The following is a 26953-nucleotide window of genomic DNA, read 5'->3' as shown; positions in this document are numbered from 1 at the left end:
GATTTTTAGACAACAAGACTAGACGACTGGTCTAATTCTAAATATATAAAACATAGATTAAGGATATCCAATGACTCAACAAGACAATCGCCGCATCGTATTGGCTTCTCGCCCAGTTGGCGCACCAACTCAAGACAACTTCCGTTTAGATACAGTAACCGCGCCAAGTATCAAAGACGGCGAGATGTTACTTCGCTCAGTTTACCTTTCTCTAGACCCATACATGCGTGGTCGTATGAGCGATGCTAAATCCTACGCAGATCCCGTTGCGATTGATGAAGTAATGGTTGGCGCAACCGTATGTCAGATTGAAGAATCAAACCACGCTGATTACGAAGTTGGCGAATGGGTACTGGCTTACACAGGTTGGCAAGATCTTGGTGTGTCTAACGGTGAAGGCCTAATCAAACTCGGCAAAGAACCAACGCACCCTTCTTACGCGCTTGGCATCATGGGTATGCCTGGTTTTACCGCGTACATGGGCTTGCTTGATATCGGCCAACCTAAAGAAGGCGACACGCTAGTCGTTGCAGCAGCAACAGGTGCTGTAGGCGCAACCGTTGGACAAATCGGCAAACTAAAAGGCTGTCGTGTTATCGGCGTTGCAGGCGGTCAAGAGAAGTGCCAGTACGCGAAAGAGGTACTTGGCTTTGATGAATGTATCGACCACAAAGCTGACGACTTCGCAGAGCAACTGGCTAAAGCGTGTGACAACGGCATTGACGTTTACTTTGAAAACGTTGGTGGCAAGGTATTCGATGCAGTAATGCCTTTACTTAATACAGGTGCTCGTATTCCTGTGTGTGGTCTTATTTCTCAATACAATGCAACATCACTTCCTGAAGGCCCAGATCGTATGTCTAGCCTGATGGGTATGCTGCTTGTTAAAAGAATTAAGATGCAAGGTTTCATCATCTTTGATGACTACGCGCACCGTTACAACGAGTTTGCTGTTCAAATGACAGAATGGCTATCTCAAGGCAAGATGCACTATCGTGAGCACCTGGTTGAAGGTCTAGAGAATGCGCCACAAGCATTCATGGGCCTTTTGGAAGGTCAGAACTTCGGTAAGCTTGTTATCAAAACGAACGAAGCTAAATAAATTCAATAAACTGAACCCGTTAACTAGGTAGAATCATGATTACTTTGCATCACCTAAATAAATCGCGCTCAAAGCGCATCATCTGGCTATTGGAAGAGCTTGGGGTAGATTACCAAATCAAACCCTACCAACGAGACAGTGTCACTTTTCTTGCACCACCAGAACTCAAATCCATTCACCCATTGGGTAAATCTCCTGTCATTGAAGACGATGGCGTCGTGATCACTGAATCTGGTGCTATCACGGAATACCTAATCGACAAATACGGTCAGGGTAAGTTCGCACCTACACGCGGCACCGCAGACTACGTTGAGTATTCGCAATGGCTTCACTTCGCTGAGAGTTCAGGTATTTTGCCAATGCTGCTTAAGATCTTTGTAATGAAGGACGGCTGTGAAACTAACTTCCTAGGCGGTTATGCAGACGATGAAAACCAAAAGATCTTAACTTACGTGAATAATGCGCTTGAAGGTAAAACCTACTTGGTTGCAGACACACTAACAGGTGCAGACTTTATGATGTCGTTCATCGTAGAAATCGTTGGGAACTTTGGCGCAACTGCGCTCTACCCAAACATTGCTAAATACGGTGAACTTTTAACAAGCCACCCTGCTTACCAAAAGGCTGAGCAAGTAGAGCTAGAACACTCGAACTGATCGAGTTTCACTCAAACTCGTGCTTGCTAGGGTAAACACAAGAAACTAAATGAAGCCAAAGCCGATTTATCTTCTGCTTTGGCTTCTCATTTGTCTTCATTTCGACAACAATACCGAACTCTAACTGAACAGCCATAGAGTTTGATCTTAATGCCAGCAAACCTCGCTCAATACACACCTCTGCACCTAGCAAACACGAATGTCGATTTAGCGCTACCGAATCGCTTTACGTTCCCGTATTACTATACGCCGCACCCTGTGTGTGAATTAGCTATGCTGCAGCTTCAGCAATCACTTATCGACAGTGGTGTGAATGAAAACTCGCAAGGTAATCTCTACGCTGTGCTTCTTGTTCAGAATCCAACCACCCAAGAGTTAGGCTACCTTTCTGCGTTTTCAGGCTTACAGTTAGATCCGGCTTTGGTCTCTCAGTTAAACAACATTCACTTTGTTCCACCAGCCTTCGATTCAAAACAGTTTCACTCTCAAATCAGTGCGAACCTTGCTCACCAATTGCAACTGGCGGGCGACATTGAAAAGCTACAACAGTCGCACAACCTAGACGCATTATTGGCCGAGCTTGAACGGTTAAAAATCGAATCAGCACAAGCTATCGAAGCCTTTCAGTTAGCTATGGCCGCGAATAAAGCCCAACGTAGCGAACTCAGAGAGCAAGCAAACCAAGAAAAAGCATTAGGGAATCTAGAGTCGGCGACGAATTTGCTCAAACAACTGGGTAATCAAAGTAGCCAAGAGAAACGTGACCTAAAAGCACTTCGTATTGAGTGGAAACAGAAGATCGCAGAGCGCCAATCACACGTTGATTTGATTGAAAGCGAACTGAAATACCGTAAGCAAGATCACCAAGCAGTTTCACAGCAGTTGGAAACTCAACGTCTCTCTCACTATCGCTTTATCGATCAAGCCAAGCAATCTAAGAGTTTACTCGAGTTGCTCGATGGCAAAGACGCACTTGAAGGCTCTGGTGACTGCTGCCTACCTAAGCTGCTTAACTTCGCCTTTGAACACGGGTTCAAGCCGTTAGCTTTGTCTGAATTTTGGTGGGGATTACCGCCTACAGACATCATTCGACAACACGCAAACCTCTACCCTGTTTGTCAGAGTAAAAGCTTTGAGATCCTCGACCACCAGCTGAGTGGTATTGAACTAGAAGATAACCCACTTGTCGTGAACCCTGCTGTAGGCAAGTCTTTTGATATTGTTTACGACGACGACGAGATCGTGGTCGTCAATAAGCCTGAAGAGTTCTTGTCGGTTCCCGGTAAGTTCATTGAAGATTCTGTTTATACTCGCATAAAAGCGCGTTACCCAGATGCGACTGGTCCTTTGATTATCCATAGATTGGATATGTCGACGTCAGGTTTGTTGATCTTGGCGCTCACGGCAGAGTCAAACAAGCACATTCAGAAGCAGTTTATTGATAGAACTGTAGAGAAGCGCTACACCGCTTTGTTAGATGGTGAGATAACGGGCGAATCTGGCGATATCAGCCTTCCTTTGCGCGGCGACATCACAGACAGACCAAGACAACTAGTTTGCCACCAACACGGCCGAAATGCAGAAACCCACTGGCAGGCGGTGAGCACTAATAATGGCAAAACCAAGGTTCACCTGTACCCTAAAACAGGGCGAACCCACCAGCTGCGAGTGCACTGTGCTTCTCCATTAGGGCTTGGTGTACCTATTCGTGGTGACGACTTATACGGATACAAAGGCGAGCGCTTACACCTGCACGCTGGCTACCTAAAGTTGATTCACCCGACAACCGGTGAATCGATGGAGTTTGAAGTGCCTTCTGAGTTCTAAACTATTCTTATCTTGCTAAGACTCTTATCTCACTCAACATTTGGTCTCATAAAACGCATCAGGGTTCTACATCTGCTTAAGATATAGAACCCTGAAGTTTAATTTTTTAATGTGCTTATCACAGCTCAGTAGCGTACTTTTGTTACTGACTTCAATACTGTAGACGCCTAGCCCATTACATCCTTGCGCTGATCAACGCATTCATAAGAGCCCATTTCGAACTCACGACAGATCCATGGTCGGTTTTCGTAGATAGTACACATCAGTGTTTCTCTATCTACCGCAGAACACCAGCCGTCATCTAAGCGCTTCATGGTTTCACCGCCCCATTCATCGTAAGCGATGTGCTCTTCAGGTACGCCCGTATCTGTGATGATCATAACCTCTAAGCGACAACAGCATGCCTGACAATTGGCACAGGTTACTTCGGGTTCGGTTACGTTCTTTATCTCTATCGTCATAAGTGACTACACTGCTAAATTTTGCGTATAGTAATCGAAACCGCCCGCTACGGCTAATAAAGATAGTGCGGCGCGGGGTTTTCATTGATGTAGAAATAACAAAGGGCGCTGTGATTCACTCACAGCACCCATAATATTTCGACTTTTCAGCGCGGCTTATCGCCACAGGCTCTACTTAGAACAGGCTCGCGAAGAACAGCTTAACGTAGTCCATTAAACGTTTGAACAAACCGCCCTGCTCAACCGCTTCAAGCGCGATCAAAGGCTGAGTTTGAACATCTTCACCATCAACAGTGTAATGAACCACACCTAGAGTTTGACCTTCTGCAATCGGCGCTTTCAGTTCAGAGTTAAGCTCGATAGATGCAGTCAGCTTTTTACTGTCCGACTTAGGCAGCGTAATGAACGTGTCTTCTGCCACACCTAGTTTCAATGTGTCTTGCTCACCAAACCATACCTTCTCTTCAGCCACTTGATCGCCGCCTTTGTGCGGGTTTAGTGTATCGAAGAAACGGAAACCATAGCTCAACAGCTGTTTGCTGTCTGACTCACGGCTCTTAACGCTTGATGCGCCCATCACAACCGCGATAAGTCTCATCTCGCCTTGTGTCGCTGAACTCGCCAAACTGTAGCCAGCACCAGAGGTGTAGCCCGTTTTCATGCCATCAACGGTTAAGCTTCTATCACGCAACAAGCCATTACGGTTGTGTTGAGTGATACCGTTGTAACTGAAAGAGCGTTCGCTGTATAAGCCATACACATCCGGTAAATCACGAATAATGGCACGACCGAGTAGCGCGATATCATAAGGAGTCGAATAGAGATCGTCAGCGTCTAAACCATGTGCATTGGCAAAATGGGTGTTTTCTAGCTTCAGAGAGGTCGCCCAAGAGTTCATCAGGTCGACGAATGCATCTTGCGAGCCCGCAACGTGTTCTGCTATCGCAACACTTGCATCGTTACCTGATTGAATAATCAACCCACGGTAAAGATCCATCATTGCTACATCGGTATTTACTTCGATGAACATTTTTGAAGAGTCTGGGAAGTTCTTCGCCCACGCATTTTCGCTGATTCGTACCTGATCATCAGCAGAGATGTTGCCTCGCTTCATCTCTTGACCTGCCACATAACTGGTCATCAGTTTGGTCAAGCTTGCTGGGTTTAACTTCGTATGTGCGTTTTTTTCTACCAGCACATCACCAGAATTAAAATCAATTAACACATACCCTTTTGCGCCTAGGCTAGGTGGGCTTGGTACTATAGAAGGTGCTGCGATAGCTGCATTACTTACCATCGCGGCGTTACTTACAATGAATATACTTAATAGAGGGAGAGAGTATTTGGAAAACAGTTTCATTGAATCAAACCTAAGTTAACGTTTTGAGCAGTATAGACAAATGCTAGCAAAAGAAGCGCGAACTTTACGTTGCTTTACGTATTTGTACCATTCGTTACAAATAAAAAAGTATAATCTGCGATCTGACCATATTTTCCACAACTAATATTTACTCCACGAATGCATTCAACGCCTAATGCTATCGCTCAGGCATGCGTCTAAATAACATTTCAACAAAGCCAGTAATACGCTGTTTGCTCTCGCTTGGCTCTAAATCAGGTTGGATGCCAGACTGTGCTAATGCTTGCCATTGTACGACCTCTGAGTTAGGTACGAAAAACGCAATGTACAACGACCCTTTCTCCGCGACTTTACCTTCACCATCGTAAAATGGCACACCAGTAGATAGCTTAATCGCATCGAAGATAGACTCATCGTTCAGTTCCGATTCTTCCGCTAATCCAAAGCCTACAACAACATCACCGACACCATCCTGCTTTAACTGATAACCTTTACTTGAGAGCTGTTCTTGAATCGAATCACGCACTAAATCGGTTACCACGGTTTCGTCGTATTTTTGAGAAAGGTAAACCTTTTCTGACTCAGGGTGCCAGGAGTACGTCATCACGCCGTGTTTCATGAAACCAAAGTCACCGCTAGTGACCACACCATAATTGTGTGTGGGTGGTATTTCTTGCGTAGAGCATGCGGTCAGCCCAATAGCCATCAAAGCCAATAGTGCTGCTTTTTTTATGCTTTTTGTTGCACAAATGGATCGTTTTATCATTCGAGGCTTCCTTACCCATATCAGAATAACTATCAATTCAACCTCCAACATAAATAGTAATTATGTTAATAGAAAGGTCATTAAACGTTTGCGTAATCGCTAACCTTCACCTCTGTCTGTTTTGGGGGTTTAATCACAAAAACAGAGTTGGTATAGTTCTCCCCGTTAAACAAAACCAGACCATTCGAGGCACGGAGCTTCCTCAATCATCTCATGAAGAGAAGAATTGGTACCGACAAAGTATCGGCAAATTTAAGAGGGTCAAACAATGGAATTCAATATGGTTGAAATTTTAGGTTACGCTGCGTCTATTATGGTCGCAATTTCATTAACAATGAAAGATATCGTTCGTCTGCGTGTCCTTAACTTTATTGGCTGTGCACTCTTCACAGCATACGGCATCATGATTGACGCATGGCCAGTTGCAGCCACCAACGGCTTTATCGCTTGTGTAAACATCTACTTCCTTGCAAAAATGCAAAAGGAAAAAAAAACGGAAGCGATGAAAGCAGCGAAAGCTTAAATTAACGATTAGCCTTTCAAATAATTCTGAAAAAGCCCAAATAGAGCGATCTATTTGGGCTTTTTTGTGTTTGTCGTTCTCAAGAGCTCGATTTGTGTGAACAAAACTTTTCAATTCAATGAGGCTTTCAACCGATCACATGTAAGCAACGTGATATTCGTTCTCTCGATACGCTTGAGTGTTGTTACGTCCACTCTCTTTTGCTTGATAAAGCGCTTTGTCGGCTTTATCGATAGCGGTTTCAATGTCAGTCAGCGCTTGAGCATGGCAACAACCAGCGCTGATTGTTACTGGCGACACTAAGCCTTGAAGTTGCTCAACACATAACCGTAACGCCTCTGATAATTCGAATAACTCATGTTCATCACAATCAAACGTCACCAAAATAAACTCTTCACCGCCATAGCGTGCAATCAAACGACGACGGTTAACAAATCTCTTCAGTGATTTTGCGACCTCACAGATAACCCTATCGCCTTGAGCATGACCATATTGATCGTTCACCCGCTTGAAATGGTCAATATCCAGCAAAATGACACCGACATTTGTTAGCGGATAAGGCGACCTTTGAGTAATTTTCAGTTTTAGCTGCTCGATAAAACTCCGTCGGCTAGGAAGGCCTGTGAGGTAATCGAGGCTCGCAACATCCAATATTTTGAGATGACGATGCCGCAGGTAAAGCACCAGAACAACAATGATACTCAGTAGACTAACAACCAACGTCATCAAACTTGCCAACAATAAGCTGTGGTTCTTGTTGAGCTCTTGTTCTAAGACACCAGCAGAAATAACCCAATTAAGATACGGATAAAACTTGTAGAAGATGTTTTTACTCGTCGTGCCATCTGCCGTAGAGATAGAGTATCTAAAGTGACCTTCAGGTTCATCGACGACTTTATCGATAAGCAACTCTGAAGAGTCATCAATCAAGGTTTTTAAGTGCTCGTGTTCAAAGTTAGGTTGAAGGACTAACGTGCCTTGTAAATCAACGATATATACATAGCCACTATCGCCATACGAGTACTTTCTCAATTTGTCTTTAAGTGCTTCGAGATCAACCAGGTACATCAGTTCATCTTTATAGGTGGTCGCCACCAATGTATTGCCACTCGGTAGCCTCACTGAATATGCGACCTTCGCACGCTTGCCAACTTCATGTGGATTGGCGTGCGAGTATTGGGTCATTCCAGACTGTAAGCTCAGTTGTTGTTGAATATGGGTTAAATGCGCGCGATTTTTCCCTTGTAAAAACGGGTGATATAGATGAATACCTTGTGGTGACATCAGGTAGATATAACCAGACTCTCCAATCACCAATTCGTTGGCAATTCGAATGACTTCTTCAACTTCTTGTTCTGGAGAGACACGCAGTGCGTGAGAGGCGACGGTATCAGTCACACCTTTTAGATAGGTTTTGATCGCTTCGTTGACTGTGGTGTCTACGATGTCGTAACTCGCGTTCACAATAGTACGAAAGAAGAATTGGTTGGAATCTAATAATGATTCTTTCGTCCGGTTGAATTGAACAGCAGAGAGGATCAGAGAAACTACGGCCAGCACAATTGAGAAACTAAGAATGTATTTACGTCTGACTTTCAAGATTACCCCATAGCTTTCTAATTTTAGGTAACGCTATTTTTTGTTATAGGCAGACTGTTTTATATCATACTTATCTTTTTTACTGAACGAGTGTCGATATTCTGAGAGGTTTCTATACGCAATCTGTGACTTATAGCAAAAACGCCGAACTGGATTCAGTTCGGCGTTTTAATTTTACGCTTCAGTCATGTATTTAAATCAAACTAAGGTATTGATAAATAAACTTAAAATCATTCTCATTCGTTATCTATGAATACATAATCTAGCGTTAGATTAAGAACAAACCTGAGTCCAGCTACCATCACTGCCCGGTTCAGAACTTGTCCACCAGTTTGCTTGGTAAATACTGCCGTTGTGAACCACTTGGTCACCTGTGTTTGCATGGCTTGGATTACCTGCCCAATCTTTCTGAGGTAAGTCTGGGTAAACCGCTAAACCTGCCGTATCACATGTACCTGGATTGGTGCCACCATCGCCAGGGTTACCGCCACCTGAACTGATATCACCTAATGGTAGATCTGGCTGCTCGAAGCTAAACGCGTAATCAACGCCACCGACATTCACCGCGTAGTTAGCAGGGCCAGAAATTGGCAAGTAATACACCATGTCTAACTCATACACACCGCCAGCAGGAAGCTCTTCCCATGTCGGCAACGTAAACGCCACTCGGTGCATGGTTCCATCTAGTCCACCGATGTTATCCGCGCGAGTATGACCTGAAGCAATCACGGTCAAACCACCACCCGATTGATCTTTCGCGTTATCAGGTGCAGATACTGGGATATCGAATTGGAACTCAGTTCCACCCGGAAGAGCTTGCCCTGTGTTGTTCGTGAACGTGATCTTAGGGTTGATTGGGTAGTTTTGGTCACCGACTTTGAAGCCACCAACCGATACCGCGATATCTAGCGCTTCTGTTGGAATAGCACCCGTCGCTACTTTGTTTCCATATGGTGTTGCAGACTTAAACTTATCGTAGATAGCTTTCGTCATGGTGTTACCCATGTGGAACTCACCGTTACCGCTGTTACACGCTTGTTCGGTCGTATCGATAGACGTTCGGTTGCCATTCGCATCGAGAACATAACAGTTATAATCCCCTGCTAGTTCCCAGAACATAATGCCGCCGATCTCTTTGTCGATAACGTAGTCCGCTTTCACGTCGATAGACTGTTTATCTTCTGTTGAAAGGAATACGCCCTTCTCTGCGTTCCACAACCAAGGGGCAACCGCCACACTGTCGTAGTTTCTCGTGTAAGTGCCCGTTAGAACATCTGAAGGATCATTCACAGGATCAAGCTTGTAAGCTTCAGCGTAAGAGCCCCAAATACCCTTCTCTAGGTTCTTCGCGTGCCACATAGGGTTAGAACCCGCGCCCATTTCGTTACCTTTTGGATCGGTATCGTGCCACATGTTGTCGATACCAATAGCGCCATGGCCACAGTTGTTTTTCTCGCCTTCACCCGTACCCGCTGAACATTCAGATTGGTTTGGCAGTGCTGCTCGGCCCCAAAGACCATTCTCACCACCCGTTACGCCTTGCCAACCACGAGTGTAGTAAGGCACACCGATGTTAATACGGCCTGCTGGCATAGAACCACGGAAGTAATGGTAAGCCCAATCCGTGTTCAGATAACCAATACCACCGTAAGCCGCCGTGTCGTATACGTTCCACTGCGCTAGCTCTGAATCTTTACCCGTATCAAACAAGGCTGCGTTATGACCTACGTGATCGTTCCACGCACCGTGAAGGTCGTAAGACATGATGTTTACGTAATCGAGGTACTTGGTTACATCGAATGTTTCCATACCGCGTAATAGGTAACCAGAAGAAGGCGCTGCGATCGTTAACATGTAGTGATTGCCATCTTGCGCAGACGCTGCATCGAGCTTCTCACGTAGCACTTTCATCAACACTTGGTACGAAGCCCACAGGTATTGACGACGTGGTTCCATGAAGTCTTTGTCGTATGGATTACCGGCACCCGCCATTGAGGTTGGGTATTCGTAATCGATATCTAGACCATCGAACTGGTACTTACGCAGCATTTCGACCGCTGAAGTCGCGAATGTTTCGATACCTTGATGGTTGATAGAACCATCAGCATTGGTCGTCATGGTGTAGAAACCACCATCAGCCACGCGGCTGCCATCAGTCGCGAAGTGACCACCTGTTTCAGCCCAACCACCGATTGAGATTAACGTTTTCACGCCGTGTTTTTTCTTCGCTGTCGCTAATGCACCGAAGTGACCTTTGAAGCCTAATGCCGGATCAACTTCCACACCCGGCCACTCTTTACCAACCGCTGCGTTATTTGGATCGTTTACATCACCGACGTTTACTTTGCCATCTGAACCGATGCTCACGAAAGCGTAGTTAATGTGTGTGAGTTGTTCCCAAGGAATATCATTTACTAGGTAAGCAGCTTGTGGGTCATCCCCTGCACGCCAACTTGTGAAGTAACCAATGACACGACGGGGATGGTCTGCACCCATTTTCTCACGGCCTTCATCATCGTAAATTGTACAGTAAGGAACATCGACACCTTGAGTTTGATATAAGCCATCAGGGCGACATGTGCTCACTGTTGGAGCGCCGTTCACGGTCAAAGATGCCAACGCAGAATCTGCAGTCGCACCTTGGTCGTCTGTTGCTTTCGCGTAAACTGCTAAAGAACCCGCTTGAGTTGTTGTGTAATCTAACGTGTAAGGGCTCGTTGCAGCAGTGCCCACAAGAGCACCCGCTACGTAGAAATCAACCTTATCAACCGTGCCATCGCTATCTGCTGCCGTTGCTGTCAGTGTGACTACACCACCAACATCAACAGATGTCACTGAAAGTGCAACTGAAACTGTCGGTGCTTCATTCCCTGGTTGTGCTGAATCAACAGAAACAGAAACCGCACTTGCAACACTTGCTGCGCCTTCATTATCCGTTGCAACAACAGAAACCTGATGATTACCCGACGTTGCAGCCCAAGTCGCTTCGAAATGTGCCGCTGTGACTACCGCAACAGATGCGCCATCAACAAAGAACTCAACCGAAGCCACACTGCCATCAGAATCTAGTGCTGTTGCACTCAATACAACATTATCGCCTTCAGTAATCACGTCAGAAGCAGAGGGTGCCGTTAATGAAGCCGTTGGTACTTCATTTGGCGTACCGCCACCTCCGCCACCACTACACACATCAATCTTTTTCCATTGTGCATAGTCACCCTCAAATTGGCTCGGGTTGTTATTTTGATTCCAGTAATTCGCTGAGTACGCGCTGCCGTCATGTGAAACCTGATCACCACCGGTGTACACCGTGGCGGAATCCCACGCTTCTAACGTTGAACAATCCACAGCCGCGTAGCTGTTGAACGCCATTAAGCATGACGCGGTGAGAGTACTGAGTGTAAAAACCTTCTTGGCCACTCTTCCTTGGTTTAGGTGCATGTTAGCTGTCCCTTAAGTTATTGTTTCAAGATGCTTAATTTAAGTGTCATATTTCTCATCACTTAAATCTCTTCGCAAAACAACTGTAGGTAACAGTGCCAATTTAACACCTAAAATATTCGATATTTATAAAATGACTCGCATTAATTTGTTTATAGCATGCAATGAGTCGACACTTATTTTGCACGAACAACTAATATTAAATTTATTTCGGTACGCTAAAAAATATCGCCTAATTCGTATCCTTAATTACAAAACTCTATTCATATCTGCTTTATTTGTTCGTTCTGAAATTTCGTTTTAAAACTAACCAAAAGGGATTGATTTCGCCGTAGAACTGATTTCTTTTCTAAATTTGCCCACTTTTCCTTAACAATTGTGGTAGTATCGCGGATTTTTTTGACGAACCTCACATTTCCAATGCAAGTGTGGGAGAAATACATAGGCTTGAAAGAGCCAAATATAGCGAAGAAATAATGTCCAACTTGACGCAAGTCGCCAACGAAAACATCAACGCAGAATCTACTTCTATCGATTTCAATAAAGCTCAATCTTTGGGTGAAAAGCTGGAACTCGGAAACCCAGTCTTTTGGCTTAGTGGCAGTTTTTTAACCCTCTTTGTCATCCTAGCCTTCACCAACACCTCCGTGTTGTCCGAACTTGTAAACATCGGCTTTAGTTATTCAACTAAATGGTTCGGTGCTTTCTGGCAAGTCCTACTACTTCTCAACTTCATTATCGGTTTAGTGCTTGCACTAGGTCGCACTGGCCACGTTCGCTTAGGAACGCTTGCCCTACCTGAAATGACCACCTTTAAATGGATGTCTATCGTCCTATGTACGCTGCTAGCCGGCGGTGGGGTGTTCTGGGCAGCCGCAGAGCCTATCGCTCACTTTGTTTCAGCTCCGCCACTGTATGGCAACGCAGATCCTCAAGCGATGGCGTTCAATGCTCTATCACAATCTTTCATGCACTGGGGTTTCCTTGCATGGGCAATCTTAGGTGGTTTGTCTTCCATCGTGTTAATGCACTTGCATTACGACAAAGGCCTTCCTCTTAAGCCTCGCACTCTGCTTTACCCAGTACTTGGCGACAAAGCGATTAACAGTTGGGTTGGTAACGTTGTCGACGCATGCAGCATCGTGGCTGTAGCCGCAGGTACTATCGGCCCTATCGGCTTCCTTGGCCTACAAATCAGCTACGCACTTAGCGAACTGTTTGGCATTTCAGACAGCTTTGCAACTCAAAGTGTTGTTATTATCTTTGCTATCGCAATGTACACGCTTTCTGCTTTGAGCGGCGTGAACAAAGGTATCCAACTGGTAAGCCGTTACAACATCATCTTGTCTGTGTGTCTAATCGGCTACATCCTTCTTGTTGGCCCAACGAGCTTCATCGTTGATGGCTACCTGCAAGGTATGGGCGAAATGGTTGATAACTTCATCCCAATGGCGCTATACCGCCAAGATACAGCATGGCTAGGTGGCTGGACTGTGTTCTTCTGGGGTTGGTTCTTAGGTTATGGCCCAATGATGGCGATCTTCATTGCTCGTATCTCACGTGGCCGTACTATTCGCCAAATGATCGTTTCTATTAGCATCGTTGCACCGCTTGTAACGTGTTTCTGGTTCAGCATCGTTGGTGGTAGTGGTCTAGCGTTTGAATTAGAGAACCCAGGTGTGATTTCTAGTGCGTTCGAAGGCTTCAACCTTCCGGCGGTTCTTCTAGCAATTACCGCGCAACTGCCGTTCCCAACTCTGATTGCAATTCTGTTCCTGATCCTGACGACCACGTTCATCGTGACAACAGGTGACTCAATGACTTACACCATCAGTGTGGTAATGACGGGTACGACAGAGCCAAACGCAGCGGTACGTACTTTCTGGGGTATCATCATGGGTGCGGTAGCGATCGCACTTATCTCAATGGGTTCAGGCGGCATCTCCGCTCTACAGTCGTTCATTGTAATCACAGCGGTTCCGGTATCGTTTATCTTGCTCCCGTGTCTATGGCACGCGCCGAAGATCGCGAAGCAGATGGCAAGAGATCAAGGTATCGCTTAATACCTGACCCGATTTAGTTTCGGGTAGCGTAGAACACTAAAAAGCCACTCAAGTGATTCACCTGAGTGGCTTTGTTTTATCTGTTCGTTACTTCTAGCTACGAAGCTTATTTCAATCGATAGTTCGGCTTATTGAAACTTTTCACCCGCAGCAACCATAAACGACATCTCAACCAGTAGCTCAGGATTAGCAAGTTCTGCTTTCACGCATGCACGGCTTGGCGCGCAGCCTTCAGGGAACCACGCTTCCCAAACTTCATTGAGTGCATCAAAGTTAGCGAAATCCGTGAGATAAATAGTCACTGACAATACGCGAGATTTGTCGCTGTCTACCAAACTCATCATTTCTTCGGCTTGTTCGAAGATTTGCTGAACCTGACTCTTAATTCCTGCTGTTGTATCCGTCTCTGCCACTTCCACAAAGCTTGCAATACCGTTAAAAACAGTTACATCAGACCAACGTTTGGTCGGGTTAATTCTATGAATTTTCACTGGTTATACTCTTCTTATAATTAGGGTGAACATCAGCGTAATCTAATCCAAATCATGAATATTGAAAACAAAAATTAGAAAGCTCGCGTTACCTTTTGAACAGCACTATCGCCTACCCATTGCTTTGGTTCTCAACATCACTAGCCTTTGAGTTCCTATCGAGACAATAAGTCGCTACCTATTAAGTTTTTAGATAAATATATTAATTATTATTCTCAATGCGAAATTTAATCTGAGCTATTGCGGTCATATTCAGGGAGTTTATTAAATTGAGTACTTTTATGCATGTTCAAACCTATGATTTAAAACAGAGTAATGTGGGATATAACCTAGGCGTGATTGGCGTAGCGTTGGTGTTAGCTTGGATTGGTATTTACAAGTTTACGCCAACCGAAGCAATGCTTATCGAGCCTTTAATCGCAAACCATCCTGCAATGAACTGGCTTTACAATCTGTTCTCAGTCCAAGCTGTGTCTAACATGGTGGGTGGCGCGGAGATCATTGTCGCGATTGGACTGATCGTTGGATTTAAGAAACCGACAGTTGCCTTCTACTCAGGCATTGCTGCAGCGGCTATCTTTGTTGTGACACTCAGCTTCCTGATTACAACGCCAAACGCTTGGAAAGTATCGGATGGCATCTTAGTCACTAACTTCTTCCTAGTGAAAGACATCCTGTTTTTGGCAATCGCAATTAGCGTAATCGAACGCAATAAACCTCAGAAGTAACTGTATAACTAGAAGTGGCCATGACCCTAGAAGTAACCTTAAACCTTGAAAATAAAGGCTCGAAGCTGGCTAGAAGGACGCTGCCAGCTTCTAATGTATAAGGCACTGATAGTCACCTAGTCAGCTAAAACCTTACGATAATAATGAGCATCTTGATGTTCTCCTTTAAACACCGCGTAGCTCTCAACATACTCGACCAATTCAAAACCGGTATTGGATAAGATTTTGTTGGAACCGATATTGCCCACTAACGCATAGGCATCAACATATTTAAGGTTGGTCTGTTCCTCCAAATAGAGTAGAAACTGCTTTACTGCGCTGCGTTAGACGCAATGCCTTTTGAAGCAAAGGAACGACCTACTCGATACCCTAGCTCTCCACTATGGGCGATCTGGTCGATATCGCGGATGTTGATTCTTCCACAGACAGTGCCATTGGCATCTTTGATCAACATAGGAATCATCTCACCATTCTCGTATTCAGTTAGAAAGCTGGTGATTTGCTCGGTCACACCTGCATTTGAATAGAAGCTATCACCCCTAACTGGAATAAATTGCTCAAACCACTCTCGATTTTCGACCTCAAAATCCAAAAGCGCACTCGCGTCATTCGGTTGAAGTAAGTGTAAAAATACATCCATGACAAATACTCTAATGTTTCCCTAAAAAGCCGCACCTTATGATTCATGAACCACGGCTTATTAATACGGTTACGGTAAACCTCTCAATTTCTTGGCTGGGTTACCTGCGTAGATACCTTTTTCGGTGATGTCTTTCGTTACCACACTGCCCGCGCCGATTACTGCACCTTCGCAAATGCTGACAGACAGAACCGTAGCGTTAGAACCGATCGTGACGTTGTCAGCTATCAAGGTACGCCCCCAACTTTCAGGATTAGGATCTGGCTTGCCCTCTTTGAATAAGTCGTTGGCAAACATGACTCCGTGACCAACAAAGCAGTCACTTCCAATGGTCACATACTCACAGATAAAGGTGTGAGATTGAATCTTGCTTCTCGCACCTATCACGGTGTTCTTTTGAATCTCAACAAAGGGGCCAACGAACACATCATCTTTAAGCTCACAGCCATAAACGTTACTTGGCTCGATGATAGTGACATTCTCGCCACAGGTAATATCAGTAATCTGTGACTTTAATACTCTTGGACTTGCCATACTTCACTTCCTCTCGACATTAGCGTCACAATTCAACCTAAGAGATTGTGCCGTAGCCATTAAAGTGCAGCAAATAGATATGTTGAGAGTTGGCAATGGATCAGAAATTCTGCATAAATTAAAACAGTCCTACCAGCACAACTGACAACAGCACCCCACCGATAGAACTTGGGGCATGAAATGGCCGAGCCCGAGATTTAATGTACTCTTTCTCAAGCTCTTCTTGGTAAGTTTTAACGGCGAGTTCTTTTACGTAGTTATTTTGCATAATAAGCTCCTTCTTAATCAGTAAGAGAAGCTTAAGACTTGAAGTTAGGTTGAGGTAAAGCAAAAATTCAGATTAATTGAACACTTTAGTTTTGTTACTCGAGGACTACTCTGAACACATCGTTATTCACACCGCCAACATCCACTAACTCTCCCGGCTTCATAACAAGCGAGGCGTTCAGCTGTCGTGTTGAACGTGGCTCTTTCATTTCTCGAATCACTAACATATCGACAAAGTAGCCTGAGTTTTGCTTTGATATTGAGCCCGAGAAAGTAACACTCTCTTTTCTATTGGCTAGCACCGAATTAAATGTTTTATCCTCTAAAACACCTGCAGAGATGGATGTATCACCATAAAAAAGCGTGATAGTTGTCGGATCAGGCATTAGCTTTTGATTAGACGAACAACCCATAAGGGATAGGCACAGCAGTAAAATAATTCGAAATTGCATAAACTGGTTTTCTTTCGTTAAGCGTCTGTTTTTCATATTAAAACACTTCGACTTAATAATCACCATATGTCGGGTCGAAGCTTGGTTATATTGCTTCGAATAAGTTGTGTAGCGAGGCTTGGGATTGGCAGTATCTGTGGCGAGTTAGCAGATCAGACCGCCGGCTTATGTTTCGACTCAATGTTTAAGAGCTAAAGCTGGGATCTGATCGCTATTATCGAGAAGGGTGCAATTAATTTAAGCAACCACGTCTTGTGGTGGCGTACCTTCGCAGTTAGAAACGACGGCATCAATTTGAATTAGAGCATTCATAGGGATCTCTGAAACCCCAACCACCGTTCTTGCCGGTAAATCAGTGTTAAAGAATGCGGTGTAGATTTCGTTTACCGCATCAATATCTGAAATATCCTTAAGTTGAATATTAATTTTCACCGTATCGTCCATGCTATGGTCAACACTTTCAATTATCGCCTTAATATTTTTTAAACATTGTTCCGCTTGCTCTTTTACACCACCAGCAACAATTTCATTTGTTTTCGGGTCTAAAGGCAATTGTCCTGAAATATGATTGTAGTGAGAGAAAGCAACAGTATGCGAATAAGGCATGAATGGTGCTGCAACAGTATTATTGGTTTCAATAACCAGTAAGCGAGTGTCTTCTGGTAATTGCGGCGGTGTACCGTCACCATGTGAAACGGATGTATCAATTTGAATTAAAGCGCCCATTGGTAATTCAGCTGCGTTAACAACGGTACGAGCAGGAACGTAGCTTGGGAAGAATTTAGCACATATTTCATTTACCACTTCCGCATCTGCGATATTTTTTACGTAGATAGTCGTTTTAACCACATCATTCATGACATGTCCGATGCTTTCTAAAATAGCTTTAATGTTTGATAGACATTGGGCCGTTTGCGCTTCGATACCACCATCAACCAACTCACCTGTGGTTACATCTATCGGTAACTGAGCTGAAAGATTGTTGTAGTGAGAAAAAGCCGCAGTCTGCGTGGACACAGCACTTTGAGGCGCATTATCCGTATTCCTTGATACCTTAACTAGTGCGCAAGGTGCTTGTGGTTTAGTGCCTTCACCGTTAGAAATGAGAGCATCCATTTGAACCAGCGCATCGCTGCTTGGCAGTGCAGTGACACCCACGACAGTGCGTGTTGGAAGGCTGTTGTGGAAGAAGTTTTTGTAAACTTCATCAATAGCATCGATATCAGAAATATTCTTAACGAAAACATTAATCTTCACGACATCATCCATAACATGGTCGATGCTTTCAACAATCGCTTTAATATTATTCAAACATTGTGCTGCTTGATCTTTAATATCACCGATGACTATTTCACCCGTTTTAGGGTCAATCGGAAGTTGAGCAGAAAAGTTATTATAATGAGAAAAAGCGACCGTTTGTGTAGATACAGAATTAATTGGTGCGTTTTCAGTGTTTCTTGAAATTTTAATGATATCGCTACTCATCGGTATTATCCTTTAAATAAAATAGGTATACGTATTTATATTTAACAATCGTATTTGGAAGAATGATTAAAGTAGCGCCATGTTAAGTGAATTATTTTAGGGTAAACGTGATATCCATCAGACTCTCAGTTGACTATAAATCAGCAAGTTACAGAATAATTAGTCATCAAACGACTAATTATCCGTCGTACTAGGCTTTATCAACTGCTAAATTATCTTCAATTTTAAGTCTATTCAATAATCCTGAATACTCTCTCTGATAGTACGGTGAGTAATTCCAGAATTTTAGATAATATTTGATAGGTTGTTCACACTAAAACTTCGTTAATAGCTAAGTTAGTGAGTTTCTCCCCTATACCTGTGCATAAACTCTTAGGCTATTTAATTAATTATTTTCGAGAGCTTATTTTATATAAGTACGTTAATAATATATTCGAGAATCAAATACCTACAATCTAACAATGCCTATGATTAGATACATTTACTCATATAATTCAACAAATATGAGCAATCGTCACCATAGCTTTTGGCATTATAGCTCTCAACACATAGTTTCGTTGAAAGAAGAACTAAACCGCTCTTGGAGTAGTATTGAAGTGGCGCTTAAATTCGCGGCTAAATTGAGATGGGCTGGAGTAACCGACTCGACGTGCAGCATCACTAATACGAAGGCCTTCTAGTTGAATCAGCTCTTTCGCTTTGTTGAGTCTAACCTTTTTCAAGTATTGAAGAGGTGATTCAAAGGTGACATTACGGAATGCATTGTGGAAGGCAGACACGCTCATGTTGGCTTCGTCAGCAAGCGATTGAACGGTGATGGTTTGGTCGTACTCTTCATGCACTTTAGACAGCGCTTTGGCAACACGTGCGTAATGGCCATCATGATGAGCTAAATCAAACAGCACACGCCCTTCTGAACCGGTTAATGCGCGGTAGACAATCTCCGTTACCATGGCATCGCCCAATATGTTGGCCTCAATGTCGCAATGCAGCGTTTTCACCAATCGGGTAAAGCTCTCTAGCATTTGCTCTTCCATTGGCGTCGATTCTAAGCCACTCGAGTTCTGTTTGTGCTTGTTGCAGTAGCTCTCTAAGAAGCCTTGATCTTCGAGCTTTTTGACTAAGCTATGCAAGCGTTGAGAATCAATGCTAATCGACAAGCCAAGCAATGGTTCACCATTAACAGGCAAGGCTTCGCACTCTAACGGCATTGGCACACCCACCACAAGATAATCACCTGCAGCGTAAGTCACTGGCCTTTCGCCAATGTAGATGTTCTTTTTACCCTGTCCGAGCATGATAATGCCAGACTGGTAAGTAAATGGCTGACGCTGATTCCCGCCACTGCTTCTATACAACCACACGCCGCTAATTTCAGTTTCTCTGATCCCTTCGAGATCATCCCAACCTTTGTGTTCTACATATGACTGTAACAACTGAGCGAGTGTTTTCATAAGTGGCGACTTTCCATTCCAAGTGCTAAGAGTAAGTAAGCTAAAGCAGAGGAAGAATATCAAGTTTGTAGAAATAGGCAATTTATTTGGAGGAACAGCTCTTCATTGACCTAGATTACTGTACTAATATGCAAATATAGAAATTGAGCAATAAACCAAAATAACAAATTTCGCTTTACACAAGGAATCTCTGATGCAATTTACTTACGTTAACCCTACTGTTATCCATTTCGGCCAAGGCCAAATCAACGCTATCAGCCAAGCGGTTGATACTTCGAAGAAAGTACTGGTCATCTATGGTGGCGGTTCAATCAAGAGCAACGGTGTTTACGACCAAGTTGTAGAATCTTTGAAAGATCACTCTTGGATCGAGTTCTCTGGCGTTGAAGCAAACCCTACCAAAGAGACGCTAGACAAAGCAGTCGCTCTTGTTAAAGAAGAAAACGTAGAATTCATTATCGCTGTTGGCGGTGGTTCAGTAATCGACGGCTCTAAGTACGTTGCTGCAGCGGCTAAATATGACGGCGACGGTTGGGACATCCTAACGGGCAAACACCAAGTAACTGAAGCGACGCCAATCGGTGCGGTACTGACACTTCCTGCGACAGGTTCTGAATCTAACATGGGTGCGGTAATCACGCGTAAAGCAACTCAAGAAAAACTGGCATTCATGAACCCTGCGGTGCAGCCTAAGTTTGCAGTAATGGACCCAGATGTAATGAAGTCTCTACCTGAGCGCCAATTGATCAACGGTTTAGTTGATGCGTGGGTACACGTGTGTGAGCAATACATCACGATGCCAACAGACGCGATGGTTCAAGACGGTTACGCGGAAACACTGCTTAAGAACCTACTTGTACTGGGTAAGCAATACGACGAGCGTGACAACGACGCATGGCGTGCAAACCTAATGTGGACAGCAAACCAAGCGCTTAACGGCCTAATTGGTACGGGTGTTCCTCAAGATTGGGCAACTCACATGATTGGCCACGAATTCACAGCACTATGGCACGTAGACCACGCACGTTCGCTTGCGATTGTTCAACCTTCACTACTTCGTAACCAAATCGAAGCAAAACGTGGCAAGCTAGAGCAAATGGGTCGTAACGTATTTGGCCTAGAAGCGGGTGCTGATTTAGCAGAACGCACAATCGCTGCAATCGAAGCGTTCTACCACAGCCTAGACGTAGCAACCATGTTTGACGGCTACGAAACAAACAAAGCAACGGCGATTGACAATGTTGTCGCTCAACTTGAATCACACGGCTACCTACAACTTGGTGAGAATCAAGCAATCACGCCAGAGAAAACACGTGAGATTCTAGAGTCTGCGATTCACTAAGAATCGGGAAAATAGAGAGAAAGTAAAGATAGTGGTCATACAACGATGAATTTTCACATCTGACTGAACCCATTACTTTTTTCTTTCGTACAACAGAAGCAGCGTTCATTTTGAGCGCTGCTTTTTAATTTGCCCTACAAGATGCTATTAAATTCTCATAAGTCCCTAATTTTATGTGCAATCATATTTCTATATTGTTAAGGTAAACCTGTCTCTTTACTAGGTATGAACAACGATTTGAACAATCTCAAGGAAATGGTTAAGTTTAAGTCACTTAACAAGTGGTATGGTGATTTTCATGCCCTAAAGGGTATCGATTTAAATATTGAACAAGGAGAGATAGTGGTGATTTGCGGGCCGTCTGGTTCGGGTAAATCAACCTTGATCCGTTGCATCAATCAGCTAGAACCTTTCGAAAGTGGCGAACTTTCCGTGCTAGAACAAGTGCTCCCGAATAAGTTCAACACACCGGGCCAAGTCGGAATGGTGTTTCAGCACTTTCATTTATTCCCCCATCTTACCGTGCTTGAGAACCTTACTCTTTCTCCAATTCGTACGCTTAAAAAAAGCAAACAAGAAGCCGAAAAGATAGCAATGCACTATCTCGAGCGTGTGCACATTGCAGAACAAGCCAACAAATACCCAGTGCAACTTTCTGGCGGCCAGCAACAACGTGTGGCTATCGCCCGTTCTCTGTGTATGAAGCCGGAATTACTCTTGTTCGATGAACCCACTTCAGCGCTTGATCCGGAGATGATCAACGAAGTACTCGATGTGATGGTTGAACTGGCGAGCGAAGGCATCACCATGGTGTGTGTCACCCACGAAATGGGCTTTGCAAAACAAGTGGCCGACCGCGTTATCTTCATGGATGAAGGACAAATTGTGGAATCGAATACCCCACAAGCGCTCTTTGAAAACCCTCAACATGAACGTACTCAAGCGTTCCTAAATCAGATCCTGACTTATTGATGTTGATTCGAATTATTAAACCAGCCCTTTCCGCTCTAATACAAATTGTTGTACTAGTGGCCGCTGTTGTCTGGATTCTCGATTCTGGCGCACAAACCATGGGATACAGCTGGCAATGGGAGCGTGTGCCGGACTATATTGCTTTCTATGAAGATGGTGAATGGTGGCCTGCAGAATTAGTTGAAGGGCTACTAGTTACCATCAATATCTCTTTGATTTCTTTGGTTGCAACGCTGGTGATTGGCTTAACCACAGCCCTATTGCGAAACTCCAATTCGGTGGTTGGACGCACCTTAGCCACCAGCTATGTTGAGTTGATTCGTAACACGCCGTTATTAGTACAAATTTATTTGCTCTATTTTGTATTTGGCCCCGTATTAGGGCTCGATCGCTTTAGTACTGCCGTTTTAGCCTTGGCACTTTTCCAAGGCGCTTACACCGCCGAGATATTTCGTGCTGGTTTAAATGGTATTGCGAGAGGACAATTTGAAGCAGCTCAATCCTTGGGCTTATCAAAGACCTATACTTACTGGGATGTGATTCTTCCTCAGGTGGTGCAAAGCACCTTGCCACCTTTGACCAATGAAGTGATCTCTCTTATTAAAAACTCTTCAATTGTGAGTGTCATGGCTATTTTTGACCTGACGACTGAAGCCAGAAACATTGTTTCTGAAACCGCGATGCCATTCGAGATTTGGTTCTCTGTGGCGATCATCTATCTTGCTCTTACACTTTCACTTTCTGCCGTTGCTGCTTGGCTTGAGCATAAGCTCGGAGCTAACTGGCGAACACAATAAGGATTTATCAGCATGAAGCTATTTAAAACCGCAATTACAGCCCTACTTGCGCTTGCCGTCAGTTTGCCTGCTCTTGCTTCTGAAACGCCTAACCTAGACAAAATCAACGAACGTGGCTCTCTACGCGTTGGTATGTCGACGTTTGTTCCTTGGGCGATGCGTAACAAACAAGGCGATCTTGTTGGCTTTGAAATCGATGTAGCAAAACGTCTTGCTGAAGATTCTGGCTGGAAAGTTGAATTCGTACCGACGGCATGGGATGGCATTATTCCTTCTCTACTTTCGAACAAGTTTGATGTAATCATTGGCGGTATGTCTATCACTGAAGCTCGCGCTAAAAGCGTATTGTTCACTGAACCTTACTCGCACTCTGGCGTTCAACTGGCAGCGAATAAAGAGCTAGCAGAAGGTTTTACACAAATCTCTGATTTTGATTCTCGCCGTGTAAAAATTGCAGCGCGTCGTGGTGCATTCACAGTGCAAGTAGCTCGTGAAACCTTCCCTAAAGCGAAAGTTCTACAGTTCGATGACGATGCTCAAGCATTCCAAGAAGTATTAAACGGCAACGCACACGCGGTTATCGCGTCTAGCCCGAAACCAGAACACGAAGCGATTAAAAACGCAGACACGCTATTTATTCCATTCGAAGAACGCCTATCAAAAGGTAATGAAGCATTTGCAGTTCGCCTAGGTGAAACTGACAAGACAGAATTCTTCAACGAGTGGATCAAAGCACGTACTGAAGACGGTTGGTTGAAAGAGCGTTACGAGTACTGGTTCTCTACTCTAGATTGGCAAGACCAGATTGCTCAAGGTCAGTAATCAGAACTTTTGCTAGTGAATCGAGGCAGTGCATTGTTTGCGCTGCCTTGTTAAAAACAACGAGATAGCTATGACCTCATAGCCACCTCTCACAACACATCAATTATTATCGTTTAAACAGGAATGACGTGAGTAGTACTAGCGCATTAACAACACCTAAGCCCAACGTTCATATGAAGCCTTGGTATCAACGCCTTAACTTTTTGGATGGCGTGTTACTCGCTGTTATTTGTGTGTTTGCAGGCTGGCTTTATTATCGTTCTGCTGTTGGTATTAATTACCAGTGGCGCTGGGAAGATGCGTTTACCCTGATTTTTATCCCGCCTTCTCAAGGCAGTATTCCCTATTTTTTCCAAGGCTTGGTCGCAACGCTGCGCTTAAGTTTATGGAGTATGGTGTTAGCACTCTCTTTTGGCACATTGTTAGGTGTAGCAAGACACTCAAAGATCGCTTTCTTCAAAACACCAGCACTGATTTTTATCCAACTGGTTCGAAATATTCCACCACTGGTGTTTGTCTTTATCTTTTACTTCTTTGTTTCTAACCAGCTGATCCCATTGCTTGGTTTAGAAAGCATTTTACGTGAACACAACGGCGAGATTAACGCTGTTCAAGCCTTTCTGTTTGGTCCTGCTAACCTTTGGGAAAACTTGGCGTCTGGTGTTATCTGTATTGGTTTGCTCTCTTCGGCTTACATCGCAGAAGTGATTCGAGCTGGCTTAGAAAGTATTCCTAAAGGGCAATGGGAAGCGGCCGATTCACTCGGCTTATCGGCGTTGTCTAAGTATCGATTTGTGGTTGGCCCGCAAGTATTAACGGCCATCACACCGCCTTTAGCAGGTCAGGCAATTTCTCTAGTAAAAGATACCTCGATTGTATCCCTGATTTCGATTCAAGAGATGACATTTGTTGGCACTGAAATGGCGAACTCTTCCGGTTTGATCTTCGAGATCTGGCTGATTGTTGGTGCGGTTTACTTCGCGTTATGTTTCACCCTTTCACGTATTTTCAAAGTCATTGAACAACGCTCGAGTGTTTACCTTAACCGCTAGTGTCATTGTTTATTTAGACGTGTATTCAAGCGTCTGTTAGATGTCAACATAGCCACCTAAGTCATAATATTCATCCACTTACCCTGATTGGTTTAACTCATTGACCAATCAGGATTAATTGCTTGAAAACTCTCTACTGAAACACAGCAAACCCATCATTTAGTCACTATACTTGAAGTATCAAATTCCATTGGATCTTCTCAAGGACTTCACTCAGCATGGACAATCATAAAGAAAGAGCTTTTTACGCCGTTGTTGGCGCATTGGTTGGAGACGCCGCTTCCATGGGGCTGCATTGGTTGTATGACCAAGAGAGGATCTTGCACGTGGCGGGTTTTGAACCAGAATTTCGCTCACCAAACCAGTTCGATTATCAAGACAAAGGCTACTTCGCCCACCAAGGTAAAACCGCTGGCGACCAATCACAATACGGTGCTCAGTTATTGGCGATGGTCGATAGTTTAGTCGACAACCAACAGTACGATGAAGCGAGTTACATTAAGCACTTCCGTTTCTGGTTTGATTTTGGTGGCAGTTGGCAAGGTTACATTGATAAAGCGACTCGTATGAGCTTGCTGAACATACATAAACTAGAGCTAACAGAAGCTCCAATCACAGCCTGTGGCGCTGATGACACCCAGCTACCTGCTGTTTCAAAGCTAATTCCTTTAGTGGCGTGTACTTACACCTCTCACACCTTACCGGCAATGGTAGAGAGTGCGGTACGAGTGACCAACAACAACGACAAAGCCGTGGAATGGGCACAAGCCATCACCTTATTGGTTCAAGCGGCAATTCAAGGCAACTCTCCACTGCAATCGGTAGAAATGGTGCGACAAACTTGTAGCAAGTTCATACACGATCAAATCGACGAAGCACTGGCTGATCCTGAGCTTTCGATTACAGATGCCGCGAAGAAGTTTGGATTGCATTGTGAACTGAGTGCCGCGTTCCCCTTGCTGATTCGCATTATTGCAGGTGCTCAGAGTTATCAACAAGGCATTCGCGACAACATCTTATGTGGTGGTGACAGCTGCGGTCGTGCGATTGTAATTGGCGCGGTATTAGCGGCGTGTTTCTACGAAGGAGATGGCGAAATTCCAACCGAATGGCTAAAACAAGTCGAACTCAATGGTGGCGTGCTGTCTTTGCCTATTGAGTGATTTCCACAACAACGAACTAGAGCCTGACATAAGACAAGCACACTTCTAGGTCGGATGTCGTTCCTATAAAGTTGGAACACACTGCGATAACTCATTCCTCAGCCAAACAACAAACGGGCTTTCTGGCTCTTCATGGTTGCTATCTTGCGTGAGCAATATGTACTGGTGACCAGAAGGTACGAAGCCAAACGGCGCGATCAAGTTACCTCTTTCAAGATCGTCGGCGACAAGTGGATAAGACCCAAGCGCTATGCCTAACCCATCGACAGCCGCCTGAAAGCAAAAGTAGAAGTGTGCAAATGTTTGGTTCGCTCGAGCTTTTGACCACTCTCCACCATTAACTTTATCTATAGTGATAGCACCCCAATGACTCCAAGCATCTGGCCGTGTACTGCTGTGCAGTAATTTCACATCATCTAAGTTATCTTTTACCTGCTGCCAATAACCCGGGGAACACACAGGGCCTACCCACTCTTCAACTAGCGGTATCTGTTCGTAACGCTCGGTTAATTTAAAGTCATCTCGGCGAATCGCCATATCGAGCCCTGTCGCATTCAAGTTCACAGGCCCACCAGCAGTCGACAATCGAACATCAATTCCGGATTCGTTATAGAAATCACCGAGTCGAGGCATTAACCAACGCATGGTCAATGTGGGTTCGCATGAAACTTCCAACGCTTGATGATTCAGCTGATTAAGCTTATGGACTCCAGTCTCCAAGGCTTGGAACGCTTGCTCTGTGTAACCTTTGAGTAATTCCCCTTCTTTGGTGAGACACACATTCCTGCCCTGTTTGTAGAACAAAACTTGGGATAAGTGATTTTCCAATACCTTGATCTGCTTACTCACCGCGCCATGTGTGATATTGAGTTTATCCGCCGCTTCACTGTAACTACTCGAATGCGCTGCTACGTGGAAAATATGAAATGCTTTCAAATGTCTCATGTGTGATTTTT

At 44.4% G+C, this 26953-nt stretch carries 24 protein-coding genes and 1 pseudogene; 12 read left to right on the top strand and 13 right to left on the bottom strand.

Annotation, left to right across the window (positions count from 1 at the left end):
• Nucleotides 1–70 precede the first annotated feature (70 nt).
• The 3 genes from AB4351_RS06730 (at nt 71) to AB4351_RS06720 (ending at nt 3585) form a co-directional block, all read left to right on the top strand.
• Nucleotides 71–1102, top strand: a complete 1032-nt coding sequence (locus AB4351_RS06730) for an NADP-dependent oxidoreductase (protein WP_372125425.1) — start codon at nt 71–73, stop codon at nt 1100–1102.
• A 35-nt stretch (nt 1103–1137) separates the two neighbouring features.
• Nucleotides 1138–1758 (top strand): glutathione S-transferase family protein, encoded by a 621-nt coding sequence (locus AB4351_RS06725; protein WP_372082874.1) that lies wholly within the window; start codon nt 1138–1140, stop codon nt 1756–1758.
• Between the two features lie 150 nt (nt 1759–1908).
• Complete coding sequence (locus AB4351_RS06720) at nt 1909–3585, top strand: pseudouridine synthase (RefSeq protein ID WP_372125423.1); 1677 nt, start codon at nt 1909–1911, stop codon at nt 3583–3585.
• Nucleotides 3586–3752: 167 nt separating this feature from the next.
• Here the strand turns inward: AB4351_RS06720 and AB4351_RS06715 are convergent, their stop codons facing one another.
• The 3 genes from AB4351_RS06715 to AB4351_RS06705 form a co-directional block, all read right to left on the bottom strand.
• A complete protein-coding gene (locus tag AB4351_RS06715) occupies nt 3753–4046 on the bottom strand; it encodes a YkgJ family cysteine cluster protein (RefSeq protein ID WP_081090056.1) in 294 nt (97 codons plus the stop codon).
• Between the two features lie 175 nt (nt 4047–4221).
• The gene (locus tag AB4351_RS06710; protein WP_048606313.1) at nt 4222–5406 is read right to left on the bottom strand and encodes a D-alanyl-D-alanine carboxypeptidase family protein; all 1185 of its coding nucleotides are present in this window, start codon (nt 5404–5406) and stop codon (nt 4222–4224) included.
• Nucleotides 5407–5584: 178 nt separating this feature from the next.
• Nucleotides 5585–6172, bottom strand: coding sequence for a DUF4136 domain-containing protein (locus AB4351_RS06705; RefSeq protein WP_017064475.1), 588 nt, complete (start codon nt 6170–6172; stop codon nt 5585–5587).
• A gap of 268 nt (nt 6173–6440) precedes the next feature.
• Between AB4351_RS06705 and AB4351_RS06700 the strand changes: the two genes are divergently transcribed.
• Nucleotides 6441–6695, top strand: coding sequence for a YgjV family protein (locus AB4351_RS06700; RefSeq protein ID WP_017068159.1), 255 nt, complete (start codon nt 6441–6443; stop codon nt 6693–6695).
• Between the two features lie 135 nt (nt 6696–6830).
• Here AB4351_RS06700 and AB4351_RS06695 read toward each other — a convergent pair whose 3' ends face one another.
• The gene (locus AB4351_RS06695) at nt 6831–8294 is read right to left on the bottom strand and encodes a diguanylate cyclase domain-containing protein (RefSeq protein WP_372125421.1); all 1464 of its coding nucleotides are present in this window, start codon (nt 8292–8294) and stop codon (nt 6831–6833) included.
• A 273-nt stretch (nt 8295–8567) separates the two neighbouring features.
• Complete coding sequence (locus AB4351_RS06690; protein ID WP_372125419.1) at nt 8568–11735, bottom strand: chitinase C-terminal domain-containing protein; 3168 nt, start codon at nt 11733–11735, stop codon at nt 8568–8570.
• Nucleotides 11736–12211: 476 nt separating this feature from the next.
• Between AB4351_RS06690 and AB4351_RS06685 the strand changes: the two genes are divergently transcribed.
• Nucleotides 12212–13798 (top strand): BCCT family transporter, encoded by a 1587-nt coding sequence (locus tag AB4351_RS06685; RefSeq protein WP_017072212.1) that lies wholly within the window; start codon nt 12212–12214, stop codon nt 13796–13798.
• Nucleotides 13799–13926: 128 nt separating this feature from the next.
• Here the strand turns inward: AB4351_RS06685 and AB4351_RS06680 are convergent, their stop codons facing one another.
• Nucleotides 13927–14289, bottom strand: a complete 363-nt coding sequence (locus tag AB4351_RS06680) for a RidA family protein (protein WP_017062654.1) — start codon at nt 14287–14289, stop codon at nt 13927–13929.
• Between the two features lie 281 nt (nt 14290–14570).
• Here AB4351_RS06680 and AB4351_RS06675 point away from each other — a divergent pair, with 281 nt between their 5' ends.
• On the top strand, nt 14571–15017 hold the full coding sequence (locus AB4351_RS06675) for a DUF417 family protein (RefSeq protein ID WP_017108085.1): 447 nt from the start codon (nt 14571–14573) through the stop codon (nt 15015–15017).
• Between the two features lie 116 nt (nt 15018–15133).
• On the opposite strand, the pseudogene AB4351_RS06670 reads toward AB4351_RS06675, so the two are convergent.
• From AB4351_RS06670 to AB4351_RS06645, 6 genes and pseudogenes are all read right to left on the bottom strand, one after another.
• A pseudogene (locus AB4351_RS06670) lies at nt 15134–15657 on the bottom strand (GNAT family N-acetyltransferase).
• 69 nt (nt 15658–15726) lie between these two features.
• Nucleotides 15727–16191, bottom strand: a complete 465-nt coding sequence (locus AB4351_RS06665) for an acyltransferase (protein ID WP_017062657.1) — start codon at nt 16189–16191, stop codon at nt 15727–15729.
• A gap of 118 nt (nt 16192–16309) precedes the next feature.
• Entirely contained in the window at nt 16310–16459 is a 150-nt protein-coding gene (locus tag AB4351_RS06660) for a hypothetical protein (protein WP_372082878.1), read from the bottom strand.
• 94 nt (nt 16460–16553) lie between these two features.
• Complete coding sequence (locus AB4351_RS06655; protein WP_102534947.1) at nt 16554–16910, bottom strand: hypothetical protein; 357 nt, start codon at nt 16908–16910, stop codon at nt 16554–16556.
• A 237-nt stretch (nt 16911–17147) separates the two neighbouring features.
• Nucleotides 17148–18395, bottom strand: coding sequence for a RidA family protein (locus AB4351_RS06650; RefSeq protein WP_136981896.1), 1248 nt, complete (start codon nt 18393–18395; stop codon nt 17148–17150).
• A 569-nt stretch (nt 18396–18964) separates the two neighbouring features.
• Nucleotides 18965–19849, bottom strand: coding sequence for an AraC family transcriptional regulator (locus AB4351_RS06645; protein ID WP_017067592.1), 885 nt, complete (start codon nt 19847–19849; stop codon nt 18965–18967).
• Nucleotides 19850–20042: 193 nt separating this feature from the next.
• On the opposite strand from AB4351_RS06645, the gene AB4351_RS06640 reads away from it, so the two are divergent.
• From AB4351_RS06640 to AB4351_RS06615, 6 genes are all read left to right on the top strand, one after another.
• The gene (locus AB4351_RS06640) at nt 20043–21191 is read left to right on the top strand and encodes an iron-containing alcohol dehydrogenase (RefSeq protein WP_017062662.1); all 1149 of its coding nucleotides are present in this window, start codon (nt 20043–20045) and stop codon (nt 21189–21191) included.
• A 225-nt stretch (nt 21192–21416) separates the two neighbouring features.
• The gene (locus tag AB4351_RS06635; protein ID WP_102398000.1) at nt 21417–22163 is read left to right on the top strand and encodes an amino acid ABC transporter ATP-binding protein; all 747 of its coding nucleotides are present in this window, start codon (nt 21417–21419) and stop codon (nt 22161–22163) included.
• Nucleotides 22163–22960, top strand: a complete 798-nt coding sequence (locus AB4351_RS06630; protein WP_372125417.1) for an amino acid ABC transporter permease — start codon at nt 22163–22165, stop codon at nt 22958–22960. Before AB4351_RS06635 ends, AB4351_RS06630 begins: the two co-directional genes overlap by 1 nt.
• Before the next feature lie 12 nt (nt 22961–22972).
• The gene (locus AB4351_RS06625) at nt 22973–23782 is read left to right on the top strand and encodes a transporter substrate-binding domain-containing protein (protein ID WP_017067595.1); all 810 of its coding nucleotides are present in this window, start codon (nt 22973–22975) and stop codon (nt 23780–23782) included.
• 128 nt (nt 23783–23910) lie between these two features.
• The gene (locus AB4351_RS06620) at nt 23911–24834 is read left to right on the top strand and encodes an amino acid ABC transporter permease (RefSeq protein ID WP_372125415.1); all 924 of its coding nucleotides are present in this window, start codon (nt 23911–23913) and stop codon (nt 24832–24834) included.
• Between the two features lie 218 nt (nt 24835–25052).
• Nucleotides 25053–25997: an ADP-ribosylglycohydrolase family protein gene (locus AB4351_RS06615; RefSeq protein WP_372125413.1), complete on the top strand. Its 945-nt coding sequence runs from the start codon at nt 25053–25055 to the stop codon at nt 25995–25997.
• Between the two features lie 63 nt (nt 25998–26060).
• Here AB4351_RS06615 and AB4351_RS06610 read toward each other — a convergent pair whose 3' ends face one another.
• Nucleotides 26061–26942 carry a LysR family transcriptional regulator gene (locus AB4351_RS06610; RefSeq protein ID WP_372125412.1) on the bottom strand — a complete coding sequence of 294 codons (882 nt, stop codon included), beginning with the start codon at nt 26940–26942 and terminating at the stop codon, nt 26061–26063.
• Between the last annotated feature and the right edge of the window lie 11 nt (nt 26943–26953).

The sequence above is a fragment of the Vibrio sp. 10N.261.51.F11 genome (genome assembly GCF_041471665.1).
Classification (GTDB): domain Bacteria; phylum Pseudomonadota; class Gammaproteobacteria; order Enterobacterales; family Vibrionaceae; genus Vibrio; species Vibrio crassostreae_C.
This window is presented reverse-complemented; position numbering and strand designations above follow the sequence as displayed.

Excerpts from the sequence above, each read along its gene's own strand:
- AB4351_RS06665 (WP_017062657.1), bottom strand. The coding sequence starts at position 16,191 with ATGGCAAGTCCAAGAGTATTAAAGTCACAGATTACTGATATTACCTGT.
- AB4351_RS06720 (WP_372125423.1), top strand. The coding sequence starts at position 1,909 with ATGCCAGCAAACCTCGCTCAATACACACCTCTGCACCTAGCAAACACG.
- AB4351_RS06660 (WP_372082878.1), bottom strand. The coding sequence starts at position 16,459 with ATGCAAAATAACTACGTAAAAGAACTCGCCGTTAAAACTTACCAAGAA.
- AB4351_RS06715 (WP_081090056.1), bottom strand. The coding sequence starts at position 4,046 with ATGACGATAGAGATAAAGAACGTAACCGAACCCGAAGTAACCTGTGCC.
- AB4351_RS06610 (WP_372125412.1), bottom strand. The coding sequence starts at position 26,942 with ATGAGACATTTGAAAGCATTTCATATTTTCCACGTAGCAGCGCATTCG.
- AB4351_RS06725 (WP_372082874.1), top strand. The coding sequence starts at position 1,138 with ATGATTACTTTGCATCACCTAAATAAATCGCGCTCAAAGCGCATCATC.
- AB4351_RS06625 (WP_017067595.1), top strand. The coding sequence starts at position 22,973 with ATGAAGCTATTTAAAACCGCAATTACAGCCCTACTTGCGCTTGCCGTC.
- AB4351_RS06645 (WP_017067592.1), bottom strand. The coding sequence starts at position 19,849 with ATGAAAACACTCGCTCAGTTGTTACAGTCATATGTAGAACACAAAGGT.
- AB4351_RS06700 (WP_017068159.1), top strand. The coding sequence starts at position 6,441 with ATGGAATTCAATATGGTTGAAATTTTAGGTTACGCTGCGTCTATTATG.
- AB4351_RS06615 (WP_372125413.1), top strand. The coding sequence starts at position 25,053 with ATGGACAATCATAAAGAAAGAGCTTTTTACGCCGTTGTTGGCGCATTG.
- AB4351_RS06635 (WP_102398000.1), top strand. The coding sequence starts at position 21,417 with ATGAACAACGATTTGAACAATCTCAAGGAAATGGTTAAGTTTAAGTCA.
- AB4351_RS06690 (WP_372125419.1), bottom strand. The coding sequence starts at position 11,735 with ATGCACCTAAACCAAGGAAGAGTGGCCAAGAAGGTTTTTACACTCAGT.
- AB4351_RS06640 (WP_017062662.1), top strand. The coding sequence starts at position 20,043 with ATGCAATTTACTTACGTTAACCCTACTGTTATCCATTTCGGCCAAGGC.
- AB4351_RS06675 (WP_017108085.1), top strand. The coding sequence starts at position 14,571 with ATGCATGTTCAAACCTATGATTTAAAACAGAGTAATGTGGGATATAAC.
- AB4351_RS06730 (WP_372125425.1), top strand. The coding sequence starts at position 71 with ATGACTCAACAAGACAATCGCCGCATCGTATTGGCTTCTCGCCCAGTT.
- AB4351_RS06630 (WP_372125417.1), top strand. The coding sequence starts at position 22,163 with ATGTTGATTCGAATTATTAAACCAGCCCTTTCCGCTCTAATACAAATT.
- AB4351_RS06705 (WP_017064475.1), bottom strand. The coding sequence starts at position 6,172 with ATGATAAAACGATCCATTTGTGCAACAAAAAGCATAAAAAAAGCAGCA.
- AB4351_RS06655 (WP_102534947.1), bottom strand. The coding sequence starts at position 16,910 with ATGCAATTTCGAATTATTTTACTGCTGTGCCTATCCCTTATGGGTTGT.
- AB4351_RS06710 (WP_048606313.1), bottom strand. The coding sequence starts at position 5,406 with ATGAAACTGTTTTCCAAATACTCTCTCCCTCTATTAAGTATATTCATT.
- AB4351_RS06650 (WP_136981896.1), bottom strand. The coding sequence starts at position 18,395 with ATGAGTAGCGATATCATTAAAATTTCAAGAAACACTGAAAACGCACCA.
- AB4351_RS06685 (WP_017072212.1), top strand. The coding sequence starts at position 12,212 with ATGTCCAACTTGACGCAAGTCGCCAACGAAAACATCAACGCAGAATCT.